The 12194-nt window shown below is 62.1% G+C and carries 9 protein-coding genes and 1 tRNA gene; 7 read left to right on the plus strand and 3 right to left on the minus strand.

Going from position 1 to position 12194, the window contains the following annotated elements; translation table 11 throughout:
• The 4 genes from P3W85_RS08685 to P3W85_RS08700 all read left to right on the plus strand — a co-directional run.
• A partial coding sequence (locus tag P3W85_RS08685; RefSeq protein WP_276264470.1) for an alpha/beta fold hydrolase occupies positions 1-750 on the plus strand: 750 nt, incomplete at its 5' end.
• A 118-nt stretch (positions 751-868) separates the two neighbouring features.
• A complete protein-coding gene (locus P3W85_RS08690; protein ID WP_276264477.1) occupies positions 869-1678 on the plus strand; it encodes an alpha/beta hydrolase in 810 nt (269 codons plus the stop codon).
• 974 nt (positions 1679-2652) lie between these two features.
• On the plus strand, positions 2653-3321 hold the full coding sequence (locus P3W85_RS08695; protein WP_276264471.1) for a PAS domain S-box protein: 669 nt from the start codon (positions 2653-2655) through the stop codon (positions 3319-3321).
• A gap of 126 nt (positions 3322-3447) precedes the next feature.
• Positions 3448-4389: a transcriptional regulator gene (locus P3W85_RS08700; RefSeq protein ID WP_276264472.1), complete on the plus strand. Its 942-nt coding sequence runs from the start codon at positions 3448-3450 to the stop codon at positions 4387-4389.
• A gap of 164 nt (positions 4390-4553) precedes the next feature.
• Here the strand turns inward: P3W85_RS08700 and P3W85_RS08705 are convergent.
• Positions 4554-4627, minus strand: a tRNA-Gly gene (locus P3W85_RS08705).
• Between the two features lie 810 nt (positions 4628-5437).
• On the opposite strand from P3W85_RS08705, the gene P3W85_RS08710 reads away from it, so the two are divergent.
• A complete protein-coding gene (locus P3W85_RS08710) occupies positions 5438-7141 on the plus strand; it encodes a tetratricopeptide repeat protein (RefSeq protein WP_276264473.1) in 1704 nt (567 codons plus the stop codon).
• Positions 7142-7207: 66 nt separating this feature from the next.
• On the opposite strand, the gene P3W85_RS08715 is transcribed toward P3W85_RS08710, so the two are convergent.
• Together P3W85_RS08715 and P3W85_RS08720 are read right to left on the minus strand one after the other, a co-directional pair.
• Positions 7208-7897: a type 1 glutamine amidotransferase family protein gene (locus tag P3W85_RS08715; protein WP_276264474.1), complete on the minus strand. Its 690-nt coding sequence runs from the start codon at positions 7895-7897 to the stop codon at positions 7208-7210.
• Between the two features lie 455 nt (positions 7898-8352).
• Entirely contained in the window at positions 8353-9321 is a 969-nt protein-coding gene (locus P3W85_RS08720; RefSeq protein WP_035805656.1) for a LysR family transcriptional regulator, read from the minus strand.
• A gap of 151 nt (positions 9322-9472) precedes the next feature.
• Between P3W85_RS08720 and P3W85_RS08725 the strand changes: the two genes are divergently transcribed.
• Entirely contained in the window at positions 9473-10495 is a 1023-nt protein-coding gene (locus P3W85_RS08725) for a TRAP transporter substrate-binding protein (RefSeq protein ID WP_276264475.1), read from the plus strand.
• A 71-nt stretch (positions 10496-10566) separates the two neighbouring features.
• The coding region (locus P3W85_RS08730; RefSeq protein ID WP_276264476.1) for an IlvD/Edd family dehydratase at positions 10567-12194 on the plus strand (1628 nt) is incomplete at its 3' end.

Below are 12194 nucleotides of genomic sequence, written 5' to 3' on the forward strand. Positions count from 1 at the left end.
CATGTGATGGCGGCGCTCGCGCGACGCGGCTTCCTTGCCGTCGCGGTCGACCCGCCGGGCACGGGACATTCCGACCGGCCGCTGACGGGCTACGACACCGGCACCACTGCCCGCACATTGCACCGCGTGATGGCGGCATTAGGCCATGATCGCTATCAGGTGGTCGGCCACGATGTGGGCATGTGGGTGGCCTACGCGCTGGCAAGCGACCATCCCGACGCAATCACGCGGCTGGCGCTTACGGAGGCCGTGATCCCTGGACTTGCGCCAGCGCCGAGCATCTTCGCACCGCCTGCTGAAAACAAGTTCCTGTGGCACTTCATGTTCAACCAGGTAGCCGATCTGCCCGAGACGCTGATAGCTGGGCGCGAGGCCGCCTACCTGAATTTCATGTTCGACCAGTGGTCCCATCGCCGCGACCGTGTGGCCGTGGACACCTACATCGCGGCCTATTCCGCGCCGGGCGGTCTGCGCGGCGGTTTCGCCTACTACCGCGCGATTCCGGAAACGGTGCGACAGAACCGCGAACGCGCAAAGGGCAAGCTGGCGATGCCGGTGCTGGCCATCGGCGCGGAGCACGCGACCAACGACGCGCCGCTGGTGACGCTACGCGACAACGCCATCGACCTGCGCGGCGTGGTAGTGCCGGACTGCGGCCACTTCATCATGGAGGAGGCACCGGAGGCGTTCATGGCTGAACTGCTGCCGTTCCTGGAAGCGGAGCAGGGAGGGCATGCGCATGCCCGTTGATGTGGACATCGCTCGCTTCCTCGCTGCGTTACCAGCAAGCGGCGGTGTTACGTCGCTGGAGCAAATGCGCCATGCCACCGAACGCGACTTGCCTGCGCTGCACGGCCCCTTGCAGGAAGTGGCGGCGATCAGGATGTTCAGCATGACAGCTGATGACGGCCACAAGATCAGGATTCGCGGTTACTGGCCGACGGCATCGCGGCAAGCTGACGCGCCGCTGCCCGCCATCGTGTTCGCTCACGGCGGAGGCTGGGTCCTCTGCTCGATGGCGCTTTACGACAACCCTTGCCGTGCCTTGGCCAACGCCACCGGCTGCGTGGTGCTGTCGGTGGACTACAGGCTCGCGCCCGAACACAAGTTTCCTGTGCCGCTGGAGGACGTGTATCGTGCGGTGGTGTGGGCATTCGACCAGGCCGCGGAACTCGGTATCGATCCGAAGCGGATTGCGGTGGGCGGCGACAGCGCCGGCGGCAACCTGGCAGCCGCTGCAACCCTGTTGGCGCGCGATCGCAACGGCCCTGCCATCGCGCATCAGCTGCTGCTGTATCCCGCTTTGGACAGCGCGATGGACACGGACTCCTACTGCGAGTTTGCCGAGGGCTATTACCTGACGCGGGATGTGATGGAGTTCTGCTGGTCGGCCTACCTGCCCGCGCCGGCGGATGACGCCTCGCCATATGCGTCGCCGCTTCGGGCAGGACGACTCGGTGGTCTGGCGCCCGCCACCATTCTGGTCTGCGAGTACGACCCACTGCGCGACGAAGGCGAGGCTTATGCCCGCCGTCTCGCCGACGCGGGCGTCGCCGTGCAACAGAAGCGCTTGCCGGGCATGGTGCATGCCTGCATCCATCTGCTCGGCGTGGCGCCTGCTGCGGAATGCCTGTTCGATCACGTCGGCGCGATGATGAAGGCGGCGCTACGGGCGTAACCGTCGGATACCACTCAGGCGCGCAATGCGCGGAACTCCTCCGGACGGGCCTGGCGGCCGGCCGGCATGCTATCGAGCGAGTAGAGCCCGTCTAAACATCTAGTGGAATGAGGGTGGGCGCGCTCTACAAGAAAGCGGTTGCGTTCCACTGGAATCGGTGGAGGCGCTCCCCCTGCGACGGTCCGTCTTGCTTACACCATGCGTTCTGGTAGGACTGGGGGACGTAGTGGCGACGTTCGTTAGCAGCCATCTTTCGAGCCGCTTATGTTTGTTTGGCGGTTCCTTCGGGTAACTAAGGCGCTCGACGTTGCCTCGCGAACGGCAGTATATCCAGCCGCGGTCTTGGGATTGGCAGCAACGCGCATAAAAACCTTTACAGGGCTGATTATTCCTGCCGAGGATCCGGCAATCTACGACCTGCTGTGCCAGGCGGACACATAGGACCTTGGCGCACTGATCAGCCAGCTTTTGGCGCCAAGCGATATGCCACTCGGCGCAGGACAGCCGCTAAATCGAGCTAAGTGGTTACCAGTTAGATATCTCTATGGTATCGACTAGCTAGCCATGAATTAGCGCAGCGCTGTTCACTCCGCACCCTACTGCCGCGAGAATTCACACGAACCGTTGATCCGGTTGGCGACTCGAGCGCCTTGGCTTTGCTCTTGGCCGCCTCCTGACACTCTGCATCCGCAGATTCCCGCTGCCGGCATAGGCATTCCGGGGCAGGAAAGGCAGGGTCGCCCATCAACGTAGTCCTTGCCACAGTGGTGTTGTGATCCTGCAGTGCCTGCGCGGCGAACAATCTTCTGCGTTATCGGCATGGATGCGGGTGACAGAAAAGCCGCCTGCGGCCGAACCGCCTTTTTGCTACTATTCGCGCTCGTGACGCGCTTGCAACGCTTGGCAGCGCGTAGCGCACTCGTCCTCACACCGCTCTGAAAAAAACGATGGCGACACTGCCGCCCAAGCACCTCATGGACCTGCTGCTCGACGCGATCTGCGTCGTCGACCGCCAGGGCCGTTTTCTGTCCATCACGGGGGCTTGCGAAAGCATCTTTGGCTACCAGCCGGAGGAGATGCTGGGCACGCCGATGATTGACTTCGTCCATCCCGAGGATCGGGCGAGAACGCTGCAGGCCGTCGAACGGATCGAGGCTGGCTATCTGCAGCGTCATTTCGAGAATCGTTATGTGCGCAAGGACGGCAGTATCGCGCACATCATGTGGTCGGCACGCTTGTCCGAGTGCAAGAACCAGCGGGTGGCGGTGGCCCGCGATATTTCTGACCGGGCCCTCGCGCTGGCAGAGGAGCGGTTGCTGTCCGATGGCTCGTCGGTGGAAGCACATTGGCGGCTGTCCGCCAAGCCCCCTACGCTGACCCCGCCGGGATTCCCGCCCATTCCACTGTCTGCGCAGGATTACACGGTCCTGCATGCCCTCGCCATCGGCGATGAATGCGTGACGCGCAAGGCCATCGTGCGGGCGCTTGGTGAGGATTACCTTCATTACGACCAGCGCCGCCTGGATACCCAGATGCGCCGCCTGCGCCGCAAGGTCGAGCAGATGGGCGGCCTGCGGTTGCCCGTGTCGACGGTGCGGGGCGAGGGCTACCGGGTCTACCAGAAGATCGTGATCGACGGCTAGTGCCGGGGTCTGACACCAGGGCCGCATGGTGCGGGCCGCCAGTGTGCTCAGATTTGCTCAGACAGCGAGGGGACCGGCGCTCTTATTCTTTGGCTTTGAACATTGGCCAGACAGGCGATCGTCGGCTTGCCTCGCGCGATCCATGAGGGTTTGAATCGGATGCAGCAACCTCGACTCTCCGCACTTAGTCGTGCGGAGCTGGACCTTGCATTTACGTCGTTTTCGGGGATGGATGGCGGCAACCCGGCCGCCGCCATCTGGGTGTGCGACGTGGCCCCGCTGTCTAGCTGCGTACCGCTATCGGTAGCGTTGCAGGGGCAGCCGATACCCGCGGCATGGGACAGGGAGTTCCGTTCGCGCCATGCACACCTATTGCCGCGCTGGCAGTCGCATTACCGCATCGCACGGATGTTGGCTGCAGCGCGGTCAGCTGCCTTGCCCCCGGGGCGCATTCCGATCAATGCACGGGAGTACTTTGACCGATATCTCTACGTGCCGAATGGATGGGAATTCAAGCTGAATCTCTTCCCATTGCCTGAGAGAACAGATCACACCTTGCCCTGGAGCAAGGTATTCCGCGAGCTGCAGGTGTTGGGTGCCAAGTCGGAGTATTTACGCCTGTGTCGCCTCGGCGGGCGCTTCCGCTTCATCTCGTCGCTGCGCCGCCAGCACCGGCCCCGCGTGGTACTGTGCCTCGGTGAACGCCACGCGCGCGACTATCTGCATGCGTTCGGCTTCGAGGACGTGGAGGGGGCCGATGTGCTCCTGCAGCCGGCCGATCTGGTGCGGCGCTTGCAGGTCTTCGAGCATGATCAGACCGCGCTGGTACTGAGTCCCCGCCTTGGCGGCGCGCAAGGGCTGAGTTCCGACGTGCTGCTCGACGCGCTAGGCACCTTCTTGGCGAAATGGCTTCTCCCGACGGATTTTCCGCCCTGCTCGGGCGTAGCCGAGGAGCCTTCCGTTGCGCAGCCCGCTGGTAAGGCCTTGCCGGCAACCGAGGCGCTCGCATTGAACGAAGCATGGGTGGCCGCCCGAAATGGCTTGGCATCCTGCATCATGCACCAGTAGCAGAACCGGCCCTTCACTGTAGGGCGCCAGATAAGGTCCCAGCACAAACCTGGTTCGGACCACCGGTCCAGTGCGTCGTCAGCAGCCGTGGCTGCGGGCTCTGGCTGCGGCAATGCCAGTGGCCCTGGACCGTGACTCTAACCAGGCATGAGCCAGAGTCACGATGGAGCGGGTGAAGGGAATCGAACCCTCGTCATAAGCTTGGAAGGCTTCTGCTCTACCATTGAGCTACACCCGCGCGCGATGCGCGGCATGATAGCAGCGATGCCAACGAATCGTGTAGCGATTTCTTTATTTGATCATGCATAGCTGCATGCCATCAAGATCTCCCCTGCGCAGGCGGCTCGGCAAGCGAATGTCTGCAATGCTTCGTGAAGCGCCGCCAGGCATCGAACGCGCGTACGGCAGAAGTGGATCGGCTATGGCCGGCCGCGTTCGGCGGCAGTCGGCCAGGAGTGGACGTTCTGGTATTCGACGCTGACCGATGGCGCATGGACGGGGTCACGTTCCGTGAGCACGGCGTCGGCCATTGCTTTGCGCCTTTGTTCAGGTAGCCCCGATTCTTACATTCGAAAGAAATTCCTTTCTCCGAGACGCCCCCTCCGAGGGGGCGAATCCACTGGAGGGGCTGGGTGGTCTGCGCAGTGGTGCGTAGATTTTCGTCTGAGAAAAGCAGATAGTTATTAATGTAGCTATGTTGGCGTGGTACGAATTGCAATCTTCTTGATCCTCCCGCGCGCACGAATCGTTCGAGTCACTTGAAGGCTGCTAGCGGACTGCTGCGCTGCGCCACCTCTCGCCACAGAAACAATGAGCGCCGTTTGTGTAGGCTAGAGAATGCCGCGCGAAGATTCCGACGGCGGGTACGCCTTAGCCCACCTCCCAACTTCCTGTGCCGCGTCAGGGACCGCAACGCCTGGTCGACACGACTCTATGCGGGGACGCCATGGAAGATGAAAAAGACGGACGAACCCCACAGCGAATACCGAGGCACCTGTGGGCGATGTTGCGAGCGCGGGTTAGCGAATGGTTCATTGGGGGCGTCCTCTTGGCAATCACCGGCTTCGCGCCGCAGGAATTCATCGCTCGACTAATCCGCTATATTGCGGCGCCAGAGAGGGTGGAGCATTTGTCGCGCTTGGCGCTCGATGCCCGGCCGGTGATTGTCTTTGTTGGAATCGCAATCATTGTGGCTGATGCGCTGTATCGGAACCGGCACCGACCGGTCACTGCTGTCCCAGGAAGGCCGCCGCTCACTGAGGATGGAGCGGGGCGTTTGCAACCTAACGGCAGCGCGCTGGTGGAAAGCGAACCGAGTGAACCGGAAGCATTACCGCTCCCAAATAATCCATGGCTATCGGAGGGGCGAGTGATCCTGGTCGTGCTTCCGTTCGAAAGTCTCGGTGGCGGCGACAAATATGATTACTTCAGTGAGGGCTTAACTGAGGATATGATCACTCAACTTGCCCGGCTCAGCCCGGAGCGCCTGGGTGTAATCGCCCGGATTTCGGCGATGCGCTACAAATCCACGACCAAGACCATTCATCAGATCGGCCAAGACCTCGGGGTTTCCCACGTGCTTGAGGGAAGCGTCCGGCGTGCCGGAGATCGGGTACGGGTTGCGGCGCAGCTCATCCGGGTAAGCGACGAAACGCACCTTTGGGCCGAGACCTACGAGGGAAACCGACATGACATCCTGGCACTCCAGATCGAGGTGGCCAAGGCAATTGCCCGCGAGATTGAGATCAAGCTCACGCCGCACGAGCAAGGGCGTTTAGACCGTACTCCTGCCATTGATGCGCAGGCGCACGAAGCGTATCTCAAGGGGCGTCACTTCTGGTCCAAGCGCACCGAAGAAGGAATGCGAAAGAGCATTGAGTATTTTCAGCTCGCTATTGGACACCAGCCGAATTTTGCGGCCGCCTATGATGGAGTGGCCGATGCTTACACGATGCTTGCATGTCGCGGCGTGAGCCCTGCGCGCGAAACGTTTCATAAAGCAAAAATGGCAGCCAGGAAAGCGCTGCAGATTGAACCTGATTTGGGTGAGGCTTATGCATCACTTGCCCATGTGCGTTTGCACGATTGGGATTGGGTCGATCTGGAACAGGATTTCCTGCGCGCCATTGAACTGAATCCAGGACACGCGATCGCCTATTATTGGTACGCGGAATATCTCATGATGGCAGGCAGAGCCGAAGAAGCCATTGCCAGGGTCAGGCAGTCCCAACAGATGGATCCGTTGAACTCAGTGCTGAATTCATCTGTTGCCATCATCTTGTACCTTGCTCGGCGATACGACCAGGCACGGGAAGAACTCCGTAAAGCCCTGGAAATCGATCCAAACCACTTTCTGCTTCACTTCAGGCTGGGATTGGTTTACCAGCAACAGAAGTTGTTCCATGACGCAATCGAGGAGATGCAGAAGGCTGTAACGCTTTCCGGGAGGAGCACAGAGGCGCTGACGGGGCTGGCCCAGACCTACGCTGCCGCCGACATGAGAGCGGCCATGCAGCAGATCGTGGATGCGCTGGAGACGGAATCCGAAAAGCACTACATCCACCCCTACAACATGGCGAAAGTGTTTGGTTCGCTCGGGGACAAAGAGCAGACCTTCGGCTGGCTGGAAAAAGCCTACGATGAGCACAGTCCCGACTTCATTGAGCTCAGGACAGAACCTACCTTCGACAGCGCTCGCTTCGATCCCAGATTCTCTGAACTGCTATCCCGCGTCGGGTTCAACCAGATCTGAAGGACGACGCTCTATGATGGGCGCCAGGACAGGTGGTTGCGCATTACTCCGGCTGCAGTCGCTGAATCAGTGCCTCCCCCTAACGCTGTCGCGTCGGGGGGGAATGGCTGGGAGCCATGAGTGCTCGGCAGCGTGCATCGCGAGGTAGGCGTTGAGGTTTTCGTCACTTATACCTAAGGTGCGCAAGATTTGGGCCATGAAGCTGACCGGGGCGGTACCGGGAGCTGTAACGACATGCTGATCGGCAACTGCATAAGGGACATCCTGATAGTAAGCGGCTCCACCATAATTCAGTTCCGACAGGTTTTCTGCCGAATTGGACGTATGACGGAGGTTATCGAGCACGCCCGCTTGCGCCAACACACGGGTACCGTCGCAAATGCCAGCGACGACGATGTTTCTCTCATGGGCAGCGGCAACTAGCGCTGCGATATTTGGGGCCAGATCGGTTTTCCAGATAGTACCTCCACATACGACTAGCAGGTCAAGCTCATCGAGTGAGATGGTTTCGAGCGCCAAGTGCGGGGTGACGATCATGCCTCCGGAGGAGGTGACTGGAGCGCCATCGGGGGTGGCGAAGCGCGTATCGAAGCCGTAATAGGCACGACCAGTGGAATTTATCAGGGCGGTTTCCCAATCGGAAAAATTCTCGGTGAGAATAGTAATGGCACGTGTCATTGGAGTGTCCTTCTTTATGTTGTTGATGAATGCCTGAGGAATTTTCCTTTCCACAGGAAACCAAAGAGTAATAGACACTACTGTCAGATCCTGTCAGTAGTGTTTGACTCCTGTGGAGGGATGTCCTTCATTTCACGCTGCTCTTTGAGAAGAACTTGCTGGCGATGTGGATAGCTTTGGGGCTCAATCCTGTCGACAGGCAGCAAAGGCGCGCCACCTCGCCCTCCTCGGGGCTGGTCGCGTTTCGGAAGAGCAACGCCCAGCCTATCGCAACACTGAAGGAGCTACTCTTAAAAGTTCGACGGATACCGCATTCTCGCTTCTACCTCCCCTTGCCGTCTCCAAACGAAAAACGGTGCCGATCCAACGACATGGTTTCCCGAACTCGGCGCTGGCCTAGCCTCACTTGGCCATGGGCACATCGTTGATGGCGAGGTTTGTGTTCTAAACGACATGGAGCAGAGGGTTTCTTGATTAGCGGTCGCGGCCGCAGGCGTGTGAGCGAGACCCGGCGAGGTCAGCCCGCGACCGATTCAGGCGGTTTCACCGGCGCTGCCCGCCTTCTCGCGCAGCACCTCCATGAAGGCCTGCGCGGCGGGGGTCGGCGCCTCGCCCAAGCGCGTGATCAGACCGTAGTCGGGCATGCGGTCCGGCAACTCGACGGGGATCCGGGCCAGCAGGCCCCTGTTCACGTACTTGTCCACCAGGGCGGCGGGTTGCAGCGACAGCATGTCCGTGCTCTGCATCAGTTCCAGGGCGAACAGGAAAGAGGGAGTCTCGACCACGCCGGACGTGAGCGCGAGCCCGGTGCGGCCGAAGATGTCGTCAGACACTTTGCGCACGGCCGTGGAGCGCGGGTAGAGAATCCAGGGCCAGTGGGCCAGCTTGGTCAGATCGAGGTCGTGCGCCCCGCGCAAGGGGTGATCGAGCCCGGCCACCACCTGCAGCGGTTCGCTGGACAGGCGCTCGTATTGGAACTGGGCCCTGTGCGCCTCGTCTGTGAAGCGCCCGATCATCAGGTCGACCTTGCGCTCGGCCAGCCAGATCACCAGCTGGTCGCTGCTTTGCTCCAGGATCCTGAGCACCAGCAGTGGACGCCGGCGCTGGATCTCCGCCACTGTGGCCATCAGCAGGTGCGCGGCCGAGCCCGTGATCGCGCCAATGGACAGGTGGCCATGCCCCCCTTGCTTGAGTGCATTGAATTCATCCACGAACTTGCGATGCCCTGCCAGCGCGGCGTCGGCATAGCGCAGCGTGAACAGGCCCAGCTCATTGGGCAGCATGCCACGTGACAGGCGCTCGAACAGGCGTGCCTCCAGGATTTCCTCGATATCCATCAGGATCTTGGTGGCCGCCGGTTGCGTGATGTGCATCTGCTCGGCGGTAAGCCTCAGGTTGAGGGTGTGGCCGAGGATGTCGAGGAACTGGAGATGTCGGAATCGCAGGCGCCCGCAGGCCTGCGCCATGGACAGGGGTTTACCCGAGAAAATTTCTGAGCTCATAAGCATTTGGAATGGATCCTAGCAAAAAATTCAGTGGACCGGTACAGGTGCCAGACCTAACCTCTCGCCTGCGTCGAGACGGCCCTGGAGAGGTCTAGCGTGGCGCCGATGGCGCAGCCGTCGCGACAAAATCATTCCATTGGAGACATTGATGAAGTTGAAATCCCTCGCCATGGCCGCCACGGCGCTGGCCATGCTTGCCGGCCCGGTGTCTGCGCAAATCAAGGAACGCGTGTTCAAGGTCGGTGTCGGCCTGAGCGAAGACCATCCTCAGGCCATGGCCGTCAAGCATTTCTCCGAACAACTCGCGGCCCGCAGCGGCGGCAAGCTGGTCGCCAAGCTGTATGCCAGCGGCTCGCTGGGCAATGACGTGAGCATGACCTCGGCGCTGCGCGGCGGCACCCTGGAGATGACGGTCCCCGACACCTCCACCTTGATGTCGCTGATCAAGCCCTTTGGCGTACTCAACCTGCCGCTGACCTTCAACAACGAGCAGGAAGCCGATGCCGTGCTGGATGGCCCCTTTGGCCAGAAGCTGCTCGCCAAGCTGCCCGAGAAGGGTCTCATCGGCTTGGGCTACTGGGAGAACGGCTTTCGCCACGTCACCAACTCCCGTCGCCCTATCAACCGGGCCGACGACCTCGGCGGGCTCAAGCTGCGCGTGATCCAGAGCCCGCTGTTCCTGGATACCTTCAATGCGCTGGGCACCAACGCCACGCCCATGCCCTTCACCGAGCTCTATTCGGCGATGGAGCAGGCAGCCGTGGATGGCCAGGAGAACCCGACCGCCACCATCCTGGCCAGCAAGTTCTACGAGGTGCAAAAGCACCTGGTGCTGTCGCGCCACATGTACAGCGCCTGGGTGCTGCTGATGTCCAAGAAGACCTGGGACGGCCTGTCGCCGCAGGAGCAGAAGATTGTGCAGGAGGCCGCGCGCGAGGCCACGCTGTATGAGCGCAAGACCATCCGCGCCTTCGGCAACAAGGCGCTGGGGGAGCTAAAGAAGGCCGGCATGCAGGTCACCGAGCTGCCACCGGCCGAGCAGGCCAAGCTGCGCGCCAAGCTGCAGCCGGTGCTGACCAAGTACAGCAAGGAGTTCGGCGAGGAAACGACGAACGAGCTGATGAGCGAACTGGCCAAGGTCCGCAAGACCAACTCCATCGCGGCGAAATGATCCTCGCAGGCGCCGAGCAGAAGCAACGCGCCGTTCTTTCACTCCCTGATTTCTCCGCTACAGGTTTCGACATGGACAAGAAAGCCAGCCGTGCCTTCCGCTCCCGCGATTGGTTCGCCGATCCCGAGCGCTCGGACATGACAGCGCTCTACCTCGAACGTTTCATGAACTATGGGCTCACGCCCGAGGAGCTGCGCGCGGGTCGGCCCATCATCGGCATCGCCCAAACTGGCAGCGACCTCTCGCCCTGCAACCGCATCCATCTGGATCTGGCCAGGCGCGTGCGCGATGGCATCCGCGATGCTGGCGGCATTCCGATGGAATTCCCCATGCACCCCATCTTCGAGAACTGTCGCCGTCCCACCGCAGCGCTCGACCGCAACCTGGCCTATCTGGGCCTGGTGGAAATCCTGTACGGCTACCCCATCGACGCCGTGGTGCTGACGACGGGCTGCGACAAGACCACGCCTGCGGGCATCATGGCCGCCTCCACCGTCGACATCCCTGCCATCGTGCTCTCCGGCGGACCCATGCTCGACGGCTGGCACAACGGCGAACTGGTCGGCTCGGGCACCGTGATCTGGCGCAGCCGCCGCCAGCTAGCCGCGGGCGAGATCGACGAGGAAGAGTTCCTGCAGCGCGCCTGCAGCAGCGCGCCCTCGGCGGGCCACTGCAACACCATGGGCACGGCCTCCACCATGAACGCCGTGGCCGAAGCCCTGGGCCTGTCGCTGCCGGGCTGCGCGGCCATTCCAGCCCCCTACCGCGAGCGGGGCCAGATCGCCTACGAGACCGGCCGGCGCATCGTCGAGATGGCCTACGAGGACCTGCGTCCCTCGCGCATCCTCAGCCGCGAGAGCTTCCTCAACGCCTTGTCGGTGGTCAGTTGCGCAGGCGGATCCAGCAACGCGCAGGTGCACATCATGGCCATGGCCCGCCACGCTGGCGTCGAACTGCGGCCGCAAGACTGGACCGAGCACGCCTACGACCTGCCCCTGCTGCTCAACATGCAGCCGGCGGGCCGCTTCCTGGGCGAGCGCTTCTTCCGCGCCGGCGGCGTGCCGGCCCTGATGTGCGAGCTGCAGCAGGCTGGCCGCCTGCATGGCGACTGCCTCAGCGTCACCGGCCGTACCGTGGCGGAGAACCTGCAGGGCCGCGAGACCCGCGATCGCGAGGTGATCTTCCCTTTCCATGCGCCGCTGATGGAGAAGGCCGGCTTCCTGGTGCTGAGCGGCAATCTGTTCGACTTCGGCATCCTGAAGACCTCGGTGATCTCCGAGCGTTTCCGCGAGCGCTACCTGAACCGCCCGGGCGAAGAGGGCGTCTTCGAGGCGCGTGCCGTGGTATTCGAGGGTGCCGATGACTACCATGCGCGCATCAACGACCCGGCACTGGACATCGACGAGGGCTGCATCCTGATCATGCGTGGCGCCGGTCCGATCGGGTGGCCGGGCTCGGCCGAGGTGGTCAACATGCAGCCGCCCGACGCCCTGATCCAGCGCGGCATCATGACCCTGCCGACCCTGGGCGACGGCCGCCAGTCCGGCACGGCGGACAGCCCCTCCATCCTCAACGTCTCGCCCGAGAGCGCGGTGGGCGGCGGGTTGAGCTGGCTGCAGAGCGGCGACCTCATCCGCATCGACCTCAACGCCGGCCGCTGCGATGCGCTGGTGCCGCCCGAAGAGATCGAGCGCCGCCG

Origin of the sequence: Cupriavidus basilensis (assembly GCF_029335485.1) — a bacterium.
Lineage (GTDB): Bacteria > Pseudomonadota > Gammaproteobacteria > Burkholderiales > Burkholderiaceae > Cupriavidus > Cupriavidus basilensis_E.